20 protein-coding genes are annotated in these 21,122 nt (G+C 66.1%); 9 read left to right on the top strand and 11 right to left on the bottom strand.

Annotated features, from left to right (window positions below; all coding sequences use genetic code 11):
• Positions 1–8: 8 nt before the first annotated feature.
• Positions 9–1,115: a bifunctional diaminohydroxyphosphoribosylaminopyrimidine deaminase/5-amino-6-(5-phosphoribosylamino)uracil reductase RibD gene (ribD, locus tag K226_RS0108860; RefSeq protein ID WP_024814461.1), complete on the top strand. Its 1,107-nt coding sequence runs from the start codon at positions 9–11 to the stop codon at positions 1,113–1,115.
• A gap of 76 nt (positions 1,116–1,191) precedes the next feature.
• On the opposite strand, the gene selD is transcribed toward ribD, so the two are convergent.
• Positions 1,192–2,268, bottom strand: coding sequence for a selenide, water dikinase SelD (gene selD, locus K226_RS0108855; RefSeq protein ID WP_024814460.1), 1,077 nt, complete (start codon positions 2,266–2,268; stop codon positions 1,192–1,194).
• Positions 2,269–2,304: 36 nt separating this feature from the next.
• Between selD and mnmH the strand changes: the two genes are divergently transcribed.
• The 3 genes from mnmH (at position 2,305) to K226_RS0108840 (ending at position 7,051) form a co-directional block, all read left to right on the top strand.
• On the top strand, positions 2,305–3,354 hold the full coding sequence (gene mnmH / locus K226_RS0108850; RefSeq protein WP_024814459.1) for a tRNA 2-selenouridine(34) synthase MnmH: 1,050 nt from the start codon (positions 2,305–2,307) through the stop codon (positions 3,352–3,354).
• Between the two features lie 258 nt (positions 3,355–3,612).
• Complete coding sequence (locus tag K226_RS0108845) at positions 3,613–4,815, top strand: ammonium transporter (RefSeq protein ID WP_024814458.1); 1,203 nt, start codon at positions 3,613–3,615, stop codon at positions 4,813–4,815.
• A 241-nt stretch (positions 4,816–5,056) separates the two neighbouring features.
• Positions 5,057–7,051 (top strand): phospholipase D family protein, encoded by a 1,995-nt coding sequence (locus K226_RS0108840; RefSeq protein ID WP_081739410.1) that lies wholly within the window; start codon positions 5,057–5,059, stop codon positions 7,049–7,051.
• 31 nt (positions 7,052–7,082) lie between these two features.
• Here K226_RS0108840 and K226_RS0108835 read toward each other — a convergent pair whose 3' ends face one another.
• Positions 7,083–8,036: a tRNA-dihydrouridine synthase gene (locus K226_RS0108835; protein ID WP_024814456.1), complete on the bottom strand. Its 954-nt coding sequence runs from the start codon at positions 8,034–8,036 to the stop codon at positions 7,083–7,085.
• Between the two features lie 261 nt (positions 8,037–8,297).
• Here K226_RS0108835 and K226_RS0108830 point away from each other — a divergent pair, with 261 nt between their 5' ends.
• On the top strand, positions 8,298–8,813 hold the full coding sequence (locus K226_RS0108830; protein ID WP_024814455.1) for a hypothetical protein: 516 nt from the start codon (positions 8,298–8,300) through the stop codon (positions 8,811–8,813).
• A gap of 41 nt (positions 8,814–8,854) precedes the next feature.
• Here K226_RS0108830 and K226_RS0108825 read toward each other — a convergent pair whose 3' ends face one another.
• From K226_RS0108825 to K226_RS0108815, 3 genes are all read right to left on the bottom strand, one after another.
• The gene (locus tag K226_RS0108825; protein WP_024814454.1) at positions 8,855–10,003 is read right to left on the bottom strand and encodes a class I SAM-dependent methyltransferase; all 1,149 of its coding nucleotides are present in this window, start codon (positions 10,001–10,003) and stop codon (positions 8,855–8,857) included.
• Positions 10,004–10,012: 9 nt separating this feature from the next.
• Positions 10,013–10,531 carry a GNAT family N-acetyltransferase gene (locus K226_RS0108820; protein ID WP_024814453.1) on the bottom strand — a complete coding sequence of 173 codons (519 nt, stop codon included), beginning with the start codon at positions 10,529–10,531 and terminating at the stop codon, positions 10,013–10,015.
• Positions 10,532–10,653: 122 nt separating this feature from the next.
• On the bottom strand, positions 10,654–11,220 hold the full coding sequence (locus K226_RS0108815; RefSeq protein WP_024814452.1) for a hypothetical protein: 567 nt from the start codon (positions 11,218–11,220) through the stop codon (positions 10,654–10,656).
• Between the two features lie 164 nt (positions 11,221–11,384).
• On the opposite strand from K226_RS0108815, the gene K226_RS0108810 reads away from it, so the two are divergent.
• Positions 11,385–12,020: a response regulator transcription factor gene (locus K226_RS0108810; protein ID WP_024814451.1), complete on the top strand. Its 636-nt coding sequence runs from the start codon at positions 11,385–11,387 to the stop codon at positions 12,018–12,020.
• Positions 12,007–13,869 carry a hybrid sensor histidine kinase/response regulator gene (locus tag K226_RS0108805; protein ID WP_024814450.1) on the top strand — a complete coding sequence of 621 codons (1,863 nt, stop codon included), beginning with the start codon at positions 12,007–12,009 and terminating at the stop codon, positions 13,867–13,869. Before K226_RS0108810 ends, K226_RS0108805 begins: the two co-directional genes overlap by 14 nt.
• Here K226_RS0108805 and K226_RS0108800 read toward each other — a convergent pair.
• The 6 genes from K226_RS0108800 to K226_RS0108775 all read right to left on the bottom strand — a co-directional run bounded on the left by K226_RS0108800 (position 13,841) and on the right by K226_RS0108775 (position 20,395).
• A complete protein-coding gene (locus K226_RS0108800; protein ID WP_024814449.1) occupies positions 13,841–15,280 on the bottom strand; it encodes a coniferyl aldehyde dehydrogenase in 1,440 nt (479 codons plus the stop codon). The two genes, K226_RS0108805 and K226_RS0108800, sit on opposite strands and share 29 nt — an antisense overlap.
• 111 nt (positions 15,281–15,391) lie before the next feature.
• A complete protein-coding gene (locus K226_RS0108795) occupies positions 15,392–15,733 on the bottom strand; it encodes a hypothetical protein (RefSeq protein WP_024814448.1) in 342 nt (113 codons plus the stop codon).
• A gap of 150 nt (positions 15,734–15,883) precedes the next feature.
• Positions 15,884–18,490: an ATP-dependent chaperone ClpB gene (clpB, locus tag K226_RS0108790; RefSeq protein ID WP_024814447.1), complete on the bottom strand. Its 2,607-nt coding sequence runs from the start codon at positions 18,488–18,490 to the stop codon at positions 15,884–15,886.
• Between the two features lie 321 nt (positions 18,491–18,811).
• Positions 18,812–19,171 carry a collagen-like protein gene (locus K226_RS20395; RefSeq protein WP_024814446.1) on the bottom strand — a complete coding sequence of 120 codons (360 nt, stop codon included), beginning with the start codon at positions 19,169–19,171 and terminating at the stop codon, positions 18,812–18,814.
• A 378-nt stretch (positions 19,172–19,549) separates the two neighbouring features.
• Positions 19,550–20,107 (bottom strand): molybdenum cofactor biosynthesis protein MoaE, encoded by a 558-nt coding sequence (locus K226_RS0108780; RefSeq protein ID WP_024814445.1) that lies wholly within the window; start codon positions 20,105–20,107, stop codon positions 19,550–19,552.
• Between the two features lie 57 nt (positions 20,108–20,164).
• Positions 20,165–20,395, bottom strand: coding sequence for a hypothetical protein (locus K226_RS0108775; protein ID WP_024814444.1), 231 nt, complete (start codon positions 20,393–20,395; stop codon positions 20,165–20,167).
• A 74-nt stretch (positions 20,396–20,469) separates the two neighbouring features.
• On the opposite strand from K226_RS0108775, the gene K226_RS0108770 reads away from it, so the two are divergent.
• Both K226_RS0108770 and K226_RS0108765 read left to right on the top strand, forming a co-directional pair.
• Complete coding sequence (locus K226_RS0108770) at positions 20,470–20,724, top strand: hypothetical protein (protein ID WP_024814443.1); 255 nt, start codon at positions 20,470–20,472, stop codon at positions 20,722–20,724.
• Positions 20,725–20,733: 9 nt separating this feature from the next.
• A complete protein-coding gene (locus tag K226_RS0108765) occupies positions 20,734–21,081 on the top strand; it encodes a hypothetical protein (protein ID WP_024814442.1) in 348 nt (115 codons plus the stop codon).
• Positions 21,082–21,122: the final 41 nt, after the last annotated feature.

The following is a 21,122-nucleotide window of genomic DNA, read 5'->3' as shown; positions in this document are numbered from 1 at the left end:
TTCGGCCAATGGCATGCACTGATGAGTTAATGAACCAAGCGCTTGGGCTCGCTGCCCAGGCGCTTTTTCTTTCCAACCCCAACCCCCGCGTGGGCTGCGTGCTGGTGGCACCGGATGGCCGGGTCGTCGGCCAGGGTTCTACACAACAAGCCGGCGGCCCGCACGCCGAAATCATGGCGCTGCGCGACGCAGCGGCTGCCGGGCAGGATGTACGCGGCGCCACGGCTTATGTCACCCTGGAGCCCTGCGCGCATCAGGGGCGCACGGGGCCTTGCTGCGATGCGCTGGCGGCGGCGGGCATTGCCAAGGTGGTGGCGGCTATTGCCGACCCCAATCCGCTGGTTGCGGGCCAGGGCTTTGCGCGGCTACGCGCTGCGGGCATTCAAGTAGAAGTCGGCCCGGGTTCGGCCGAGTCGCGCGAGCTCAATATCGGCTTCTTCAGTCGCATGATCCGTGGCACGCCATGGGTTCGCCTCAAGTCTGCGGCATCGCTGGACGGCACTACGGCATTGCTGAACGGCGCCAGCCAGTGGATCACCTCGCCGGCTGCCCGCGCCGATGGCCACGCGTGGCGGGCGCGCGCCTGTGCGGTGTTGACCGGCATTGGCACGGTGCTGGACGACAACCCGCGCCTGGATGTCCGCGAAGTGCCCACCCCGCGCCAGCCGCATGTGGTGGTGGTAGACAGTCAATTGCAAACTCCGCCGGATGCTCATTTATTTATAGCTGATCGCGCTTGCTACATATACGCTGCAAGCCAAAATGATGAAAAAAAAGCCGCACTGGAGGCGCGGGGTGCCACAGTGGTCTATTTGCCCAACCCGCAGGGCAAAGTGGATTTGCAGGCCATGCTGCGCGACCTGGCCCAGCGTGGCGTGAACGAGTTGCATGTGGAGGCCGGCAACAAGCTCAATGGCTCGTTGGTGCGCGAGGGGCTGGTCGACGAAATGCTGGTGTATCTGGCACCCACTTTATTGGGGCCGGGCCTTGGCATGGCCAACGTGGGGCCATTCGACGCATTGGGTCAGGGCTTGGCGATGGACTTCATTACGGTGGAGCGTGTGGGGCCAGACATTCGCATCGTGGCCCGGGTGCGCGGGCGCGATATTTTTTGAAGCCCGGGCCAGCCCGACAGGCGCTGCGACACCGCACTTGTGGGCAATCAGTGCGCCACTGCTTCGCCCGCCCCACTCACCCGCAAACCAGTTGACTGCCCTGCCCTTGCGCCCGCGCTTGCATACCGCCAATGGCAGCAGCTGCGGCAAAGCCGGCGTGCTGAAACGTGTTGAGCACCTGCTGCAGCGCATCGGGGCTGCAGCTCACCAGCAGGCCGCCGCTGGTTTGGGGGTCGGTCAGCAGGTGGCGCTGCCATTCGGGCGCACCGGGGGCCCAGGCCACATCGGCACCGTAGGCGGCCCAGTTGCGTGCCGAGGCACCGGTCACCACGCCATCCAACGCAAACTTCGCAGCGGCCTCAATGAAAGGCACGTGGGCCAAATTGACCCGGGCCGACAACCCCGAGCCCCGGCACACCTCCAACAAATGGCCGGCCAGGCCGAAGCCTGTGACGTCGGTCATGGCGTGCACGCCCTCCAGCGCGCCCAGCGCAATGCCCACGCGGTTGAGCTGCGTGGTGTAGCGCAGCATGTCGGCATAGCCAGCGGCATCCAGAATGCCTTTTTTCAGCGCCGCCGAGAGAATGCCCACACCCAGCGGCTTGCCCAGCACCAGCACGTCGCCAGCCTGCGCGTCGGCGTTGCGGCGCACGCGTTGGGGGTGCACCAGGCCCAGGCCCACCAGGCCGTAGATGGGCTCGAGCACGTCGATCGAATGTCCGCCCGCAATGGGGATGCCGGCTTCGCGGCACACGGCGGCGCCGCCTTCGAGCACGCGGCCAATCACTTCGGGTGGCAGCTGGGCAATGGGCATGCCCACCAGTGCCAGCGCCATGATGGGCGTGCCGCCCATGGCATAGATGTCGGACAGCGCATTGGTGGCGGCAATGCGGCCAAAGTCGTACGGGTCGTCGACGATGGGGGTGAAAAAATCGGTGGTGGCCACCAGCGCCTGGCTGTCGTTGAGGCGGTAAACCGCCGCGTCGTCGCTGGTTTCTGTGCCCACCAGCAGCTCGGGCGGCACGATGCCCTGCGGTGCGCGTGCCAAAATCTCTTGCAGCAGGCCCGGCGCTATCTTGCAACCGCAACCGCCGCCGTGCGAGAACTGGGTAAGACGAATGGGTTTTGAATCAACAGTCATGGTGCGCGCCATTGTGCCAGCCGCCTGCGGCGCGGCGCGGGGCAAGCCATGAGCCACCGCAGCCCCGTGCGCGTGGCAGACCGCCACGCGTTTCACACCCTCATTGATGCGCGGTCGCCCGCCGAATACGCGCTGGACCATATTCCCGGCGCCATCAACTGCCCCGTGCTGGATGACGACGAGCGCCGCATTGTTGGCACCATCTACAAGCAGCAGGGCGCCTTTGAGGCGCGGCGCGTGGGTGGCGCCATGGTGGCCGCCAACCTGGCGCGGCATTTGCGCACGCAGTTTGCCGACCAGCCCGCCAGCTGGAAACCGCTGATCTACTGCTGGCGCGGCGGCATGCGCAGCGGCTCGATGGTGACCTGGCTGCGCCTGGTGGGCTGGGATGCCCAGCAACTGGCCGGTGGCTACAAGTCGTGGCGCCGCCACGTCATCGACCGGCTGGCCGAGTTGGCGCCGCAACTGCCCCTGCGCGTGATTTGCGGCCCCACCGGCAGCGCCAAAACGCGCGTGCTGCAAGCACTGGCTGCGCGCGGCGCACAGGTGCTTGACCTGGAAGCCTGCGCGCGCCACCGCGGCTCGGTGCTGGGCGCCTGGCCGGGGGTGGCGCAGCCTTCGCAAACCGCCTTTGAAACCGCCCTGCTGCATGCGCTGGAGCCCCTGGATTTGCAGCGCACCATCTATGTCGAGGCCGAGAGCAGCAAAATCGGCCGCGTGGCGGTGCCCCAGCCCCTGGTGCAGCGCCTGCGCGCCAGCCCCTGCATCGAGGTAGCAGCCAGCCTGCCTGCGCGCCTGGATTTTTTGCTGCGCGACTATGCCAACCTGGGCGACAACCCCGACCTGCTGGCCCAGCAACTGGGCGTGCTCAAAGAGTTGCACGGAAAGCAGGTGATTGCACGCTGGCAAGACTGGGCACAGGCAGGTGCGTTGCCCCCCCTGTTCGCCGAGCTGGTGGCACTGCACTACGACCCGCTGTATGCCCGATCGCAAAGCACGCACCTGCACCAGTGGGCTGCGCGGCACAGCCTGGCCAGCGACGATCTTTCTGAGGCCGGCATTGATGCCCTGGCCGCCCAGGTGCTGGCGCTGGGCTGAGGGCCCCCTCTGCACCGGGCAGGGCTTCGTGCTTAGACAACTATCAAAACAATAGCTGCTTGCGCTTACTGCATAAGCGCTAGAGGCATATTTGACCCAATTTTCTCGGATTCACACGACAACGGTGCCTGATATTGGTGCGCGCTGGCCACGCACCAGTATGGTTTTCATGGTCCAAATTTTGCTTAATTTTGGTGCAAATCTGGCGCCGACGTCTTGAGCGCACCAGAACCGATCAATTCTGAGCACGAGGAAGTTATGAATGCACTCCCACAGGGCAGCGATGCCCTGTTTATTTTGCTGGGCGCCATCATGGTGTTGGCCATGCACGCGGGGTTTGCGTTTTTGGAGCTGGGCACCGTGCGCAAAAAGAACCAGGTGAATGCGCTGGTCAAAATTTTGGTGGATTTTTCGGTTTCCACGGTGGTGTATTTTGTGGTGGGCTACAGCGTGGCGTATGGCACCCATTTCTTTGTAGGTGCAGAAACCCTGGCCCAGCACAACGGCTATGCGCTCGTGAAGTTCTTCTTTCTGCTCACGTTTGCGGCGGCCATTCCGGCCATTGTGTCGGGCGGCATTGCCGAGCGTGCCAAATTTTGGCCCCAACTGCTGGCAACGGCTGCCATCGTGGGCTTTGTCTATCCATTTTTTGAAGGCATCGCCTGGAACGGGCACTTTGGCATCCAGGCTGCCATTACCGCCCTGACAGGGGCCGCTTTTCACGACTTTGCCGGTTCTGTGGTGGTGCACGCCATGGGGGGCTGGATTGCCCTGCCTGCGGTGCTGCTGCTGGGGTCGCGCTCCAACCGCTACCGCAAGGATGGCGCCATCTCGGCACACCCCCCTTCCAACATCCCGTTTCTGGCGCTGGGGGCGTGGGTGCTGGTGGTGGGCTGGTTTGGTTTCAATGTGATGAGCGCGCAGACGGTCGACAAGCTCTCGGGGCTGGTGGCGGTCAACTCGCTGATGGCCATGGTGGGCGGCACGCTGGCTGCGCTGGTGCTGGGCAAAAACGACCCCGGCTTTGTGCACAACGGCCCGCTGGCCGGGCTGGTGGCGGTGTGTGCGGGCTCGGACCTGATGCACCCGCTGGGCGCGCTGGTGGTGGGCGGGGTGGCGGGCAGCATCTTTGTGGTGATGTTCACCCTGACCCAGAACCGCTGGAAGATCGACGACGTGCTGGGCGTGTGGCCCCTGCACGGGCTGTGCGGCACCTGGGGCGGCATCGCAGCGGGCATTTTTGGAAGCAAGGCGCTGGGCGGGCTGGGCGGCGTGAGCCTGTGGGCCCAACTGATGGGCACGGCCATGGGCGTGCTGTGGGCGCTGTTGGGGGGCGCGCTGGTGTATGGCGTGCTCAAAGCCACCGTGGGCCTTCGCCTGTCGCAGGAAGAAGAGTTTGATGGTGCCGACCTGTCGATCCACAAGATCAGCGCAACGCCCGACCGCGAAGTGAGCTGGTAAGAACCTGTTCTGGGATCGTCGAATTGCCCTGCCTGGACGGTTGTTGATTTTTTCACACGGCAAGAGGCCAGTTCCTCGGCACGGCGTGCCGTCTGACACCCGCCCGGCGTGCGGCCCGCTACGCTGTGGCGCATGATGGGCACAGCGAGCCCACACAGTGGGCCGGCACGCCATCGCGCTGGCAAAGTCCTCGACCACCCAAATCACCACAGCTGCCCAAAAGCCTCCGATGAGCCCGCCCATGACCCCAGCCCTTGTTTCCGCCCCCCGTAGCGTGCTGCCACTGCGGCATCTGCCAGTGCTGTGGGCAGCCCTGCTGGTTGCCGTGCTGGGTGGCTGTGCCGAGTTGCCCAAGAATGTGCCGCGCCCCGTTTCAACGGCGCTGGAAACCACCGCAGGCACCGCGCTGGCCACCCAGGTGCAAGAGCGCCGCGCGGCGGCGAGTGGGCGCTTTGAATCCGGCTTTTTGCTGCTCTCCGGCCCCCAGGCGGCCTATGGCAGCCGCCTGGCACTGGTCGAGGCGGCCCAAAAAACGCTGGACCTGCAGTACTACGCCATTCACGCTGATGCCAGCACCGAGCGTCTGCTGCGCAGCGTGGTGGCCGCAGCCCGGCGCGGCGTGCGCGTGCGCGTGCTGCTGGACGACTTCAACACCTCCGGCGCGGACGCGCAGGTGATGCGCCTGGCCTTTGAGCCCAACATCGAAATGCGCATGTTCAACCCGGTGGCCGGTTCCCGTGACTCGTCTTTGTGGCGCATGGTCAGTGCCCTGAGCGATTTTTCGCGGGTGCAGCAGCGCATGCACAACAAGCTGTTCATTGCCGACAACGCCATGGGCATCGCCGGCGGGCGCAACCTGGGCGATGCCTATTTCGGCCACGACACTTCGGGCAACTTTGTGGACCTGGACGTGCTGGCGGCTGGCCCCATCGTCAAAGACCTGTCGCGCAGCTTTGACAGCTACTGGAACAACGAGCGCGCCTACCCGGTGCAGTCGCTCATCACGCGCAAAGAGCTCGATGCCCTGCGCGCTTCTGCCGCATCGGTCGAAGAGGTGGACGAGACGCCCACCGAATCTTCCAGCCCCCCCGAGGCCGCCCCCAGCCCTGTGACAACGGCATCAGCATCAGCATCAGCAGCGGCAACGGCATCGACCCCGAACGCCACAACCGCGCTGGATGCCCTGGAGGCCCAGCGCAGCCGCGTGTGGGACCGCAAGCCGCTCAATCTGGCCGCCGCACGCTTTGTGTGGGCCCCGGCCGTGGTGCTGGTGGACAAGCCCGCCAAGATTCCGGCAGATTCCGCCGCCACCACGGAGCCGCTGGCACCACAGCCCGGAACACCGTCGCCGCGTGATGCGGTGACGGCAGTGGCTGGGCAGCGCAACGCCCTGGCCCCCGCGGCCCCCGTGCACCCCGTACATGTGGCATCGGTCACGCCGGCACCCAAAACGCCCACGGCATCAATCACCGCGTCCCCCGTGGGCACCTCCACGGCCCCTACGTCAGGCACGCCTCAGGCGCCATCGGCGGCCGAGCTTGAATACCTGGAAAGCCAGGAAGACACCGTGGTGGATGGCCTGTTGCAGCTGATGGACCAGGCCCGGCGCGATTTGCTCATTGTTTCGCCCTATTTCGTTCCCGGCCCCGAGATCACGGCCGCCTTTGCCGCCGCGCGTGCCCGGAACGTGCGGGTGCGGGTGCTGACCAATTCGCTGGCATCGAATGACGCACCCATTGCCCATGTAGGCTACGCACGCCACCGCAAGACGCTGCTGGCGATGGGCGTCGAACTGTACGAAATGCACAGCGAGGCCACCGGCGTGCGCAAGGCGTTGAGCGCCACGGGCAGTGGCAGCAGTGGCGGCAGTGACGGCATCGGTGCCACGGGGTCCACGGGCTCTTCGCGCGCGATGCTCCACTCCAAGCTGGTGATCATGGACCACCGGCTGCTGGCCGTTGGCTCGATGAACCTGGACATGCGTTCGCAAAAACAAAACACCGAGATCGCGCTGCTGATCCGCAGCATGGATCTGTCCCGCAGGGCCGGTGCCAGCATCGAACTGGCGCTGCGCGATGCCGCCTGGCATGTGGAACTGGACGCCCGTGGCGGCCTTGTCTGGCGGGCGCCGCAGGGCAGCGACCTGCAGGACGCCACCAGCGAGCCCGGCGCAAGCGTGCCGCTGCAGTTGCTGTTGCTGCTGCTGGGGCCGCTGGCGCCCGATCATCTGCTGTAGAGCCTGCCCCGCACGGGTGGCCGCGCCCGCCTCAAGGCTGCAGGGCAGCCAGCCAGGCCGTGATGGCGCGCTGATCGGTCATGGTGCGCACGTGCTGGTAGGCCAACTCGGCCTCTGGATAGCGGCGGCGCAGCAGGTTGAGCCATTGCTTGAGGCGGCCGGCGCGCTGGCGCGGCTCCAGGTCGTTGCACACCAATTGCCAGAACGCTGCCAGCTGCGGCAGCAATGCCGGCCACTGCACCGGGTCGGTGCCGGGCAGGCCCTGGTCGGCAGCACGGATGGCACGGGCCAGCCCGGGGTCGGCCACCATGCCGCGGCCCAGCATAAGGGCGTCGCAGCCCGACACTTCGCGGCAGCGCTGCGCGTCGGCCACGGTCCAGATCTCGCCATTGGCCACCACGGGTATACGCACCGCCGCCCGGATTGCCGGGATCTGCTCCCAATAGGCGGGCGGGCGGTAGCCATCGGCCTTGGTGCGCGCATGCACCACCAGTTCGCTGGCACCGCCAGCCTCCATGGCCTGCGCGCACTCGCGCGCCAGGCTGGCGTCGTTAAAGCCCAGGCGCATCTTGGCCGACACGGGCAGGTGGGCGGGAACAGCGCGGCGCACGGCGGCCACCAGCGTGGCAATGCGCTCGGGCTCTTGCAGCAGCGCCGCCCCGCCGCCGTGGCGGTTGACCACCTTGGCGGGGCAACCAAAGTTCAGGTCGATGCCCTCGGGCCCCAGCGCCGCCAGGCTGGCAGCGTTCTCGGCCATGCACACCGGGTCGGAGCCCAGCAGCTGCGCGCGCACGGGCACGCCGGCCAGCGTGCGCCCGCCATGGTGCAGTTCGGGCAGGTAGCGCAGAAACACCCTTTCGGGCAACAAGGTGCCGGTGACGCGGATGAACTCGGACACGCAGCGGTCCACGCCGCCCACGCGGGTGAGCACATCGCGCAGCACAAAATCCAGAAGCCCCTCCATGGGGGCGAGCAGCAAGGTCATGGTGCAGCACACCCGCCCGACTTGCGGAGGGATGCTCAGAGAGTATTCAAACAAAAACGGGCTGTAGCGCTTATGTATAAAGCGCAAATAGCTATAATTATTATAGCAAATTACGCCGTTGTCGGCGGCCCCGTCGGCAGCCGACATTGTGCGACAGGCTGACGGAGTGCTCTGCCTGCGGTGCCGCCCGCTGCACGGGTCATCACAGCGTCATCGCACGGTGCTGCAATGCACGCCATACCCTTCGCAACCCATGCCCCCATGTTGCTCCACCGAACCGAAAAAGCCCGCCGTGAACTCTCGCCAGGTGTTCGCACCCTGAGCCTGCGCGAACGCTCGCTGCTGTTGCTGGCAGACGGCAAACCCCTGGCCGATCTGCAGGCCATGTACCACGGCATCGGTGCGCAAATGGTGGAGCAACTGGTGCGCGAGGGCTACCTCACCCACCTGGCCACCACGCGGGCGGCAGACACCGCCGCCCCCGCACCAGAAACGCCCCCCGAACCCACCGAGGCCCTGCGCTCACTGGCGGGCACCCGCATGTACCTGTTCGATCTGTGTGAACGCCTGTTTGCGCGCCGCGACCCCGATCTGGCCCGCTTCTATCACGCCACCTTGCGCGAAGCGCGCGATCACCACAGCATGCTGGAAGTGGGCGCAGCCCTGATCGCGGAAGTGGCCAAGGTGGCCGGGCCGGAGCGCGCCCACGGCATCCGCGAACGCCTGGAGCAGTTGCAGCCGCCGGAACGCGCGCTGTCAGCCGCCATGAGCGACTGAGCCCATCGCGCAGCCCCTTCATCCCATCGAACGGGATCGAATCAGGCCGCAGCCAAGCGCCACAGCGAGGTGACTTCCGCCGCACGGGCAGCGTGCAGGGCATCGCCCGCATCGGCCGCCTTGGCGTGGTGCGGGCGAATGTCCTCACGGCCCAGCACCTTGAGGCCGGCCTCGGCAATCCAGCCCAAGAGCTGTTCGCGGCTGCGCAAACCCAGGTGCTCGGCCAGGTCCGACAAGATCAGCCAGCCCTCGCCTGCGGGCTCCAGGTGGGCTGCGAGCCCTGCAAGAAAGCCGCGCAACATGCGGCTGCCCTCGTCATACACCGCGTGCTCGATGGGCGAGCTGGGGCGGGCCGGCACCCAGGGCGGATTGCACACCACCAGCGGCGCGCGCCCCTCGGGAAACAGGTCTGCCGACTGCAGCTGCACCTGCGCCAGCACGCCCAGGCGCTGCAGGTTGTCGCGGGCGCAGGCCAGCGCACGCGGGTCTTGCTCGGTGGCCACCACGCGCTGCACGCCCCGGCGCACCAGCAGGGCCGACAGCACGCCCGTGCCCACGCCGATGTCAAAGGCCAGCGCCTTCGATGGCAGCGCAGCCGCTGCCACCAGGTCCACATATTCGCCGCGCACGGGCGAAAACACCCCGTAATACGGATGGATGCGGTTGTTGGGCGCGGCGCCCAGCGCGGGCACTTCCACGCCCTTCTTGCGCCACTCGTGCGCTCCCACCAGACCCAGCAGTTCACGCAGCGAGGCCACCGAGCGTTCGCCCGTGGCCGGGCCCCAGGCTTCGGTGCAGGCCTGGCGCAGGTCGGGCGCGCGGCGCAGGTCAATGGCGTAGTCGCCTTCCAGCGCAATCAGCAGGGACGACAGCACGCGTGCGCGCTGCGCCTGCGCCTGGCGGTGCAGGTGAAACGCCTCAGCCGCCGTGGCCTCTGCCATTTTTTGTGCTGCCTTGGCTGCCGCCTTGGGCGGCTTGCGATCCACCCGCCGCATAAGGGCCTGCAGCAACATGCGGGCGTTCTGAAAGTCGCCCTGCCACAGCAGGCCGGTGCCTTCGCAGGCCAGCCGATAGGCCGTGTCGGCGGACAGCGTGTCATCGGCCACCACGACGCGGCGCGGCGCAGTGGCCCCGCTTTCGGAGCGCCAAAGGGCTTCGTGGGCTTGGCCCGAGTCGCTCCAGGAGATCATGCAATAGCCTTAATTGATGGGGCGTTTGAGACGCACTTCTTCGATCTTCACGCCGCCTACCACGGCCGTCTTGGCAGTGGAGAGCTCGCGCTTGAAACCGGCCATTTCGTGGAACCGGATGGCGCGTTCGTTGCGCAAGGGAACCCACGCGGTCACGTTGGTGCAGCCTTCTTCGTGCAGGCCGTCACGGGCGGCGTCCCACAGGGCCAGGCCTACGCCCTGGTTCCAATGGGTGGGCGCGGCGTAGATGGCCCAGATTTCACCGGTGGTGGGGCGGGATTTTTCATCGCGCGAGCGGTCATAGCCGACGAAACCCACAATCTTTTCGCCATCAATGGCGACTTGCACCTGGGGCTCGCAATATTCAATGGCTTCGCGCCAGTAGGCCTGGCGCTTTTCTACCGACATGGATTTCAACTGCTCGTCTGGCACCAGACCTTTGTAAGCCTCTTGGGCGGATACGGTGTGGATCTGGGCAATGGCTTTGGCATCGCGAAGCGTGGCGGGACGAACCTGGATACTGGACATGGAAAAACCGAACGAAAACAGGGAGTGAAAAAACAAAAAGGACCGGCATTGTCGCCGCAAACGCTTTTTCGCCCTGTGCTGCTGGTTAATCCGGGGGCTCGCAACGCCCCCCACCATCACCCTCAGGCCCTGCTGAGCGCGGCGTTCGATGCCGTGTCCAGGCCCTGCGCCCGGGCGCGTTTGTTGCGCGGGCGCGGCACCTTCACCGCAGGCGGCACGCCGTTGATGGCGCCCATGCACAGCACCAGCGCCACACTGTGCGATGCGTCCTCGCGCTCATCCGGCGCATAGGGGCGATAGCTGCCATTGCCAGCGCCGTGGCCGCGCTGCACAGAGTGAAACACCACGCGCGCGCCCTCCCGGTTGCTGCCCGAGCACAGCACGCGCAAACGCGCGTCGCGGTCGAGCGCCAGGCCCGTGTGGCCGGGCCGGTTGATGAGGTCGGTGCGCACAGCGCGCCACGTCTGCCCGTCGTCCAGCGAAAATTGCCAGGTGCCTGCCTGCGTATCCAGGTATTCAATGACCACACCCGCCGATGCCCGCATGTCGGCGCAGTTTTCCTGCAGCAGTTGGGCCACGGTATTGCCCCCCACACCGGCCCCGCCAGCAGCTGCCACGGGGCGTTGATCGACGATGCGCTGACCGAGAACGGAAGAGCGGGCGACAGAATGGGAAACACTGGCACTCATGCGTAAACCTCTTTGTGGATAAGCTGGACAGGATCGGATGCGCCATGCGGTCCAGCCACAGACCATCACAACGCCTGGGTCACAGTCTAGAAACCGCACGCCCGTGCGTCCATCGCACAAATGGACTAGTCGCGCACCCCGGCGTTGTGCGCAATACTCGCCCCATGCCTGCCAGTCTGCTGCTTGTTGACGACCACACCCTGTTTCGCACCGGGCTGCGCCTGATCGTGCAGGACCACCCCGGCGTGGATGCCATCTTCGAAGCCGGCACTGTGGCCGAAGCCTGCGCGCTGCGGCCAGAGACCGTGGACCTGGTGCTGCTGGACATCCAGATGCCCGGCATGAGCGGCCTGGACGGCCTGCGCCTCTTGCGCCAGGCCTTCCCCCGGGCGCGCATCGTGCTGGTGTCTGCCAGCGTGGCGCCCGACGCTGTTTACGAGGCGCGCACGCGCGGTGCCGACGGTTTTCTGCCCAAGTCGGCCAGTGGCGCCGACATTCTGGAGGCCATCAGCTGCGCGCTGTCGGGCGCGCCCTGCTTTCCCGCCCACAGCGGCAACACCACCACCACACGCGCACCGGCAGCGCCCACGCTGACCGCACGCCAGCTCGATGTGCTGTTCCTGCTGTGCACCGGCAAGCCCAACAAGGTGATTGCCCGCGATCTGGGGCTGAGCGAAAACACCGTGCGCGTGCATGTGGCCGCCATCTTTGCGCAGCTGGGCGTCAACAGCCGCAGCGCTGCCTTGCTGGCGGCACAGCGGCTGGGCCTGTCGTTGCCGCCGCTGCATGATGCCGCCTGAAACGCCAGGGACCGGTGCGCTCTGGCCCTGGCCGTCGCTGCGCTGGGAGCGCGACGAGGTGCTGCGCGAGCAGGTCGCACTGCTGCGCCAGAACTTTCCCATGACCCTGGCGGCCTCCCTGGCCACGGCACTGGGCACGATGTGGGTGATGGACGGCGCGGTCGACCCGCAGGCGCTGACGGCCTGGCTGATCTCGCATGTGCTGGTCGTGATGGGGGTCTATCTCTCGCTGCGCAGCATGGACCCGACGACCGATCCCGCCCGCTGGTCGGCCTACAAGCTGATGGTCTGCATGGCCGGCATGGGACTGAGCTGGGGCGGCCTGGGCCTGGTCGTGATGCACTGGGGCAACGCCAGCAGCGTGGTCTACGCCATTGGCATCATCAGCACGGTGTCGTCCGGCGCCCTGGGGCTGGGAGCGCCGCTGTACCGCGCCTACCTTGTCTACCTGAGCTGCGCCATTGGCAGCGTGCTGCTGGCCATTGCCCTGGCCGGCGGGCCGGTGCTGTGGCCCGCGCTGTTCCTCGTGCTGGTGTATTTCAGCCTGACCTGCATGCAGGCCAGCACGGCCGATACAGCCACCCGCCGCAGCATTGCCCTGAAATTGGAAAACCAGCGCCTGGTGGGAGAGCTGCGCGCCGAGTCCCAGCGCGCCCAGGCGGCGCAGCAGATCGCCGAAAAAGCCGATCGCGACAAGTCGCGTTTCCTGGCGGCGGCCAGCCACGACCTGCGCCAGCCGCTGCACGCCATGGGGCTGTTTCTGGAGAGCCTGCAGCGCAGCCCGCTGAACGCCCACCAGCAGACGGTGCTGGACCATGCCCACGCCGCATCCAGCGCCGCAGCCGAAATGCTCACCACCTTGCTCGACTACTCGCGGCTGGAGGCTGGCGTGGTCAAGGTGCGCCCGTCGGCATTTGCCGTACAACCCCTGCTCACGGCCCTGGAGCAGGAATTTGGCGTGCAGGCCGACAACGCACGCCTGGTGTACCGCACCCGCGAGACCTCACTGGCCGCGCATGCCGACCGATCACTGGTGGGCCTGGTGATGCGCAACTTCATCTCCAATGCGCTGCGCTACACCACCCGGGGCGGCGTGCTGATTGCGTGCCGTCGGCGCGGCCAGCGGGTGGCACTGGAGGTGTGGGACACCGGAATCGGCATTCCCCAGAGCCAGTGGGACGACATCTTTCAGGAGTTCCTGCAGCTCGACAACCCGGAACGCGACCGGCGCAAGGGCCTGGGCCTGGGCCTGGCCATCGTGCACCGGCTGGTGCGCGAAATGGGAACCACGGTCGAGCTGCACTCCAAACCGGGCCAGGGCTCGGTGTTTCGACTCTGGATGGATGCGTGGGATGGCGCACTCGAAGATGAAACCGCGCCGCTTGGCGATGACCACAGCCTGGCGGGCCTGCATGTGCTCGCCATCGACGACGACGAGGCCGTGCTTCTGGGCATGCAGTCGCTGCTGCAAAGCTGGGGCTGCCTGTGCACCGTGGCCAGCTCGGGTGCGGACGCACTCGAACGCCTGGGCGACGACATCCCCGATCTCATCATCACGGACTTCCGGCTGCGCCTTGAGGAAACCGGCAAGCAGGTGCTGCAGGCGCTGCGCACGCACCTGGGCACTGCGGTGCCCGCCATCATCATGACGGGGGACACCTCGCCCCAGCGCCTGCGCGATGCACAAAGCACGTCGGCCCTGCTGCTGCACAAGCCCGTGTCCACGAGCCAGTTGCGCGAGGCCATGGTGCAGCTCATCACCCAGCCGCAACCCGTGCGCGCGAAAGGCTCCGCCCGGCAACCCGCCGACGAAGCCGCTGCTACAGCCAGCGGCGCAGCAGGCCCATGATGCGGTCGAGCTGCGGACCGTAAGGCGGATAGAACAACGCGCCCATGGCCCAGCGCGACTGCTGCAGCACCGATTTCTGGTGGCAAAAGCGCACAAAGCCCTGCTCGCCGTGGTAGGCGCCCCAACCGCTGTCGCCCACGCCGCCAAAGGGCAGGTTGTCATGGGCGATATGCATCAGCGTGTCATTCACCGTCACGCCACCGCTCACGGTGCGGCGCAGCACATCGGCCTGCACCGCTTCACTGCGGCCAAACCAGTACAGCGCCAGCGGGCGGGGCCCCGCGTTGATGTGGGCAATGGCATCGTCGAGCCGGTCGTACGAAATCACCGGCAGGATGGGGCCAAAAATCTCCTCCTGCATCAGGGCCATGCCCGACGTGGCACCAAACACCAGAGAAGGCAGCATCTGGCGGCTGGCCCCGTCGCCCAACGTGCCTACGGTGGCCGCCACGGGCTTGCCGCTGGCGGGGTCGATGGTGTGCACCTCGGCACCTTGCGTCTGGGCCTGCAGCAGCAGGGTGCGCAGCCGCGCATAGTGGCGCGGCGTGATGATGGAGGCGTAGTCGGGGTTACCCTCGATACTGGGAAACAACCGTGCCACCGCAGCCTGGTAGGCCTGCGAAAACTCGGCCTCACGTCCGCGCGGCAGCAGCACGTAATCGGGGGCAATGCAGGTCTGGCCCGCATTGAGCAGCTTGCCGTGGGCAATTTTGAGCGCGGCGTCCTGCATGTCGCAATCGGCATCGACGATGCACGGCGACTTGCCCCCCAGCTCCAGTGTGGTGGGCGTGAGGTTCTGCGCTGCCGCCTGCGCCACCTTGCGCCCTACCGCAGTGGAGCCGGTGAACACCAGGTGGTCAAACGGCAGCGAGGCCACCAGCGCTGCCGCCGCTGCATCGCCCTGCACCACGCAAAACTCGTCCGCCGCAAAGAACTGCGCCACCAACAACGCCAGCTGGGCCGATGTGTGGGGCGTGAGTTCGCTGGGCTTGAGCATGACGCGGTTGCCCGCCGCCAGTGCCGTGATGGCAGGGGCCAGCGCCAGTTGCACGGGGTAGTTCCAGGGCGAAATCACGCCCACCACACCCAGCGGCTGGCGCTCGATCCAGCCCCGCGATGGCTGTAAAAAGAGGGGCGTGCGCACCTTCTGCGGCTTCATCCAGCGCGCCAGATGGCGCAAGGTGTGCGACAGCAGCGTACGCAACACAAAAAAATCGGCCACCTCGGTCAAACGCGGCGAGCGCATGCCGAAATCGGCCTGCACGGCGGCGGCCAGCAAGGGCCCGTGCTCATCGAGCATCTTTTGCACGCGCAGCAGGCGCTCGCGACGCACCAGCAGGGGCACGTCAATGTGTGCCCGGCTGGCCTGGTACTGAAGGTCAAAATGGGCACGAATGTCGTCAGGTGTCATGGCCGCCATCATAGAAGACAGTCCAATGTCCCCGTCCGGCGCCTGCAGCGCCCCGGCGGCGGCGTTCAGGGCCGCCATAAGCCAGACGCCCGGTGCAGCTGCCAGGCAGCGCTAGCGCTCTTCGCGGGGTTCGCGCGGCTCCACATCCACCACCTCGTCGGCGCCGGGCAACACGCCTGCGCGACGCGAGGGGGTGTCGGCGGCGGGTGCGGTGCGCGTGGCCGACCAGCGCTCGGTGGAACGGTAAACCGTGCTCCAGCCCGTGCGCGGATCCACCCGCATGGTCCAGGGCGTTACCGGCCGACCGGTGAGGCGCGCCCAAGCCGCACGCAGCCCCCAGGCCAGCGCCAGCACCAGCACGGCGGCCAGCAGGCTCAGAAACATCACCAGCCCGGCGACCACCAGGACGGCCCGGATGAGCCAGCGGGTCAGGCCCGCCAAAAAATCATTCAAACAACCTCCTCGGTTCTCAGCCTCTGGGCGATCGGCAGGGATGTCCCCTACCCACTGTCAACCACCACTATTTATGCCAAATGTGCCGCTATCGCTTATAAATAAAGCGCTAGCAGCTATCATTTTTGACAATTCAAACCTGCCTGCTGCTCAAACCGGCGCGGATGCTCCAAAGCGGAACACCCCCGGCTCCAGCACCGGGTCCACGCTGACCTCGATGCGGCTCTTGGGCGGGAAGCGCCCTTCGAGCAGCAGCTTGGACAGCGGGTTCTCGATGCGCTGCTGGATGGCCCGCTTGAGCGGGCGCGCACCGAACACCGGGTCGAATCCGACCTTGGCCAGCTCGGCCAGGGCTGCGTCGGACACCTGCAATTCCAGGTCCATCTTTGCCAGCCGGGTTTGCAGCAACTGCAGCTGGATCTTGGCGATCGAGGCAATGTGCGCCGCGTCGAGTGCATGGAACACCACGGTCTCGTCGATGCGGTTCAAGAACTCGGGGCGGAAGTGGTTCTTCAGCTCGCCCCACACGGCTTCCTTGATGTCCTGCGAATCCTGCCCCACCATGGCCTGGATCAGGTGCGAGCCGATGTTGCTCGTCATCACGATCACGGTGTTCTTGAAGTCCACGGTGCGGCCCTGGCCGTCGGTCAGACGACCATCGTCCAGCACCTGCAGCAGCACATTGAAGACGTCCGGGTGGGCCTTTTCCACCTCGTCGAGCAGCAGCACGGAATAGGGCTTGCGGCGCACGGCTTCGGTGAGGTAGCCGCCTTCTTCATAGCCCACATAGCCCGGGGGCGCGCCAATCAAGCGTGCAACGCTGTGCTTTTCCATGAACTCGCTCATGTCGACGCGGATCAGGTGCTCTTCGCTGTCGAACAAAAAGCCCGCCAGCGCCTTGCACAGCTCGGTCTTGCCCACGCCCGTGGGGCCGAGGAACAGGAAGGAGCCCGTAGGGCGGTTCGGGTCCGAGAGGCCCGAGCGCGAGCGCCGGATGGCGTTGGCCACGGCGGCAATCGCCTCCTCCTGGCCCACCACGCGCTCGTGCAGCTTGCCCTCCATCTGCAAGAGCTTGTCTTTCTCGCCCTGCATCATCTTGGCCACGGGAATGCCGGTGGCGCGGCTCACCACCTCGGCGATTTCCTCGGCGCCCACCTGGGTGCGCAGCAGGCGGTTGGCCTGGGCTGCGCCGTCCTTGCCCTCTTCCTTGGCCTGGGCTTCCTTGAGCTGGCGCTCCAGCTCGGGCAGCTTGCCGTACTGCAGCTCGGCCACCTTGTTGAAGTCGCCCTTGCGCTTGAGTTCTTCGATCTGCAGCTTGACCTGCTCAACCTGCTCGCGCACATGCTGGCTGCCCTGGGCCTGGGCTTTTTCAGCCTGCCAGATCTCGTCGAGGTCGGCGATTTCCTTTTGCAGCGACTCGATTTCTTCCTCGATCAGGCCAAAGCGTTTTTGCGAGGCCTCGTCCTTTTCGCGGCGCACGGCCTCGCGCTCGATCTGCAGCTGGATCAGGCGGCGGTCGAGCTTGTCCATGACCTCGGGCTTGGAGTCGATCTCGATCTTGATCTTGGACGCAGCCTCGTCGATCAGGTCGATGGCCTTGTCGGGCAGGAAGCGGTCGGTGATGTAGCGGTGGCTCAGCTCGGCCGCGGCCACGATGGCCGGGTCGGTGATCTCCACGCCGTGGTGCACCTCGTACTTTTCCTGCAGGCCGCGCAGGATGGCAATCGTCGCCTCCACGGTGGGCTCGCCCACGAGGATCTTCTGGAAGCGGCGCTCCAGCGCGGCGTCCTTTTCGATGTACTTGCGGTATTCGTCCAGCGTGGTAGCGCCCACGCAGTGCAGCTCGCCACGCGCCAAGGCGGGTTTGAGCATGTTGCCCGCATCCATGGCGCCCTCGGCCTTGCCGGCGCCCACCATGGTGTGCAGCTCGTCGATGAAAACAATGGTCTGGCCCTCGTCCTTGGCCAGCTCGTTCAGCACGGTCTTCAGGCGCTCCTCGAACTCGCCACGGAACTTGGCGCCGGCCAGCAGCGCCGCCATGTCGAGCGACAGCACGCGCTTGCCCTTGAGCGATTCGGGCACCTCGCCGGCCACGATGCGCTGGGCCAGGCCTTCGACGATGGCGGTCTTGCCCACGCCGGGCTCGCCGATCAGCACGGGGTTGTTCTTGGTGCGGCGCTGCAGCACCTGGATGGCGCGGCGGATTTCGTCGTCGCGGCCGATCACCGGGTCGAGCTTGCCCATGCGTGCGCGCTCGGTCAGGTCGATGCAGTATTTCTTCAGCGCCTCGCGCTGGCCCTCGGCCTCGGCGCTGTCCATCTTCTGGCCGCCGCGCACGGCGTCAATGGCGGCTTCGAGGCTTTTGCGCGTGAGGCCGTTGTCCTTGGCAATTTTTGCGGCCTCGCCCTTGCTGTCGATCACGGCCAGCAAAAACAATTCGCTGGCGATGAACTGGTCGCCGCGCTTGATGGCTTCTTTTTCAGTGGCCTGCAGCACGCGGCCCAGTTCGGGCCCGCCCTGCACCTGGTCCTGGCCTTGCACGGAAGGCAGGCGTTTGACGGCGGCCTCCGCCGCCGCCAGCAGGCCGGACACATTGGCGCCCGCGCGCTGCAGCAGCGCCTTGGGGCCGTCGTCCTGCTGGAGCATGGCCACGAGCAAGTGCACGGGCTCGATATAAGCGTTGTCATTGCCCAGCGCAATGCTCTGGGCATCGCTCAGGGCTTCCTGGAACTTGGTGGTGAATTTGTCGAGACGCATGGTCCATATCCTCCGAATTGCAGAGCACTTGAGGCAGTGCGTGCCTGATTTCAAGACAGCACGCAGGCCAGAACTTGTGCCAGGTCAACCAACCCAAGGGCGCTGGCACCCCCTTGTAAACCCATTTTTCCATGGCCACCGGCGCTTGACCAGCGGGGAACAGGAACTGCGGATCCGGTTCGCCAAGGCGGCGTGCAAATCCACCCGTCGGCATTGCGCGGGGCCATGGATGCCGTTTGTTTGAAACGGCACCCCATTGCCCGGCCCAAAAAAAAGGCGCAGGCGTAAAACCGCCTGCGCCTGTCGCGTCACGCCAAGGTCTTACTTGGCGGGCACAACAATCACGGTGTCGCCCGTTTTGCCATCAGCGCCCGCTTCGCCCTTGGCACCGTCGTAACCGGTGGCACCCGTGGCGCCAGACGCACCGGTGGCGCCGGTAGAGCCCGTGGAGCCCGTGGCACCGTCATAGCCGCTCGCACCCGTGGCGCCGGTAGCACCGGTGGGGCCTGGAACACCCACCGTGGAGCCGGTAGCGCCGGTGGCACCCGTGGCACCCGCAGGGCCTGCCGGGCCCGGAACCACCACCACCGGTGCAGCGACCGGCGGGGTTACAACGGTTTTTTCGCAAGCGGCCAGACCGAAAGTGGCAATCAGGGCGGCAAGCAGTAGGGAATTTTTCATGGAAACCTTGTAGGGAGGGGATAGACGCACATGACGATGAAACTGCGCGCGGAGTTTCTTTCTTGCCAAGACCTTCAACAGGCATTGACAAGCTGTGGCGCAAATCTACAGAAAATGCCCACGCGGCCCTGTAGGACGAACCGACGCCTGCGTGTCATTGTTCAGGCCGATTCAGCCCGCCTCCAGGCTGGATGGGTGTCCGGTCGGGTGAAAGCTGTTTTTCCGTCCCAACGCCAGCGCTGCGCCCCACGGCGCCCCAATCACCGTGCGCTGGCCACCGGACGGCCGAATGTGGCGACGCGGCCGCACCAGCGGCGTGGCTGTGCTCGCGGGTCCGCAGGGCGACGCCAGCGCCAGCACTTAGCGGTCGACGGCCCCTCAGGCGTTGCGTGCGTCGATGCCCCAGCGCGCAAGGGCGGCATCGTCGCTCACGCGCGCATCCACCCAGCGGGCTCCCTGCGCGGTTTCTTCCTTTTTCCAGAACGGCGCCTGGGTCTTGAGGTAGTCCATCAAAAACTCGCATGCCTGAAAGCTCTGGCCCCGGTGGGCGCTGGTCACTGCCACCAGCACGATCTGGTCGAGCGGCTGCAGCAGCCCCACGCGGTGGATGATGCGGGCGCCAAAAATATCAAAGCGCCGCATGGCCTCGTCCACCATCGCCTCGATGGATTTTTCGGTCATGCCGGGGTAGTGCTCCAGTTCCATGGAGGCCACGGCATCGCTGTCTTGCGCCGCCCGGCCGCCCGAAGGCGCAAGCGCCCCTTCGGAGGGCAGCGAGGACACGGACGTGCCGAGCGTGGGGGCCACGGTACGGTCACGCACGGTGCCGACAAAGCTGCACACCGCACCCACGCCCTTGTTCTCGTGGCGCAGCGCGGCAATTTCGGTGGAGACGTCAAAGTCCTCGGTCTGGATGGAAACGCGGGGCAAGGTCATGGCAAAAAGCTCTCTACAGGGCGAAATGACGGCAGGGGACGGGGCGCGGCCCACCCCTCAAGGCGAGCGGTGCAGGCGTGGCGCTGCCAGCAGCGCGCACTCTTCTTCCACCACCTTGTTCAGTTGCGTCAGCGCGGGCGATGGGGGCAGCTGGGCCAGCAAGGCTTGCAGGCGGGTGACATCACCGACGGTCGGGGCCACCTTGATCTGCGCGATGGCGGCGGTCAGGTTGCCGCCCCGAACCAGGGCGAGCACCTTGGCGGGCCATTCACTTTTGTTGCGTGCCATAAATTGTGAAATAGGTTTGTCTGTACGATTCGCCCGCACTGTACCCGCACTGCACAACCACCCCTTCTTCGCCCATGGCCACACAAACGATTCAGACACCTCTGTACAAGCTCTATCCGTCGCCACGCAACCTGCACCGCGATATCTTCGAGCACCAGGTTTTCGTGCCCTACCCCTACGCCATCATTGACCTGGATGTCATGGAGCTTTCGGGCAAGACCACGCTGTTTGCGGCCTGTCGGCTTTCCGACATGAAGATGGGGCAGTTGGTCACCTTCGATCTGGCACCCGATCAGGCCAAGTTTGAGCGTCTGTTCACACCCGACTGAACCACGCCCATGCACGACGACAACCAGATTTTCGTTCCGCCGTCTTTCATGGCCGTGTTCACCGATGCCCGTGGGCGGCTCACTGAAAAGGCCGACGCCGTGCGCACGCGCTACGAGCTGTGCGAAGACCTGGCCGGACACCTGGTGGAACATGCGCAGAGGCTCTACCACGTGCAGGCCCCTTCAGAGGCCGAGATTTTGCGGCGCATCCATGCCGGGCTGTGCACGGCCGAATCGGGTGTATCAACGGCCGAGGCGACCTGGATCGTCACGCGGCTGGCCGAACTGCTGGTGTGGCCATGCCCCGACCTGGTTGTACCGCCGCCAGAGCAGCCTGCCGCGCCCGAGGTGCCCTGAACTGCCCGAACTACCCTGAACCTGCTGGTGCTGCCCGTTGC

The sequence above is a fragment of the Acidovorax sp. JHL-3 genome, from assembly GCF_000526295.1.
Classification (GTDB): domain Bacteria; phylum Pseudomonadota; class Gammaproteobacteria; order Burkholderiales; family Burkholderiaceae_C; genus Acidovorax; species Acidovorax defluvii.
This window is presented reverse-complemented; position numbering and strand designations above follow the sequence as displayed.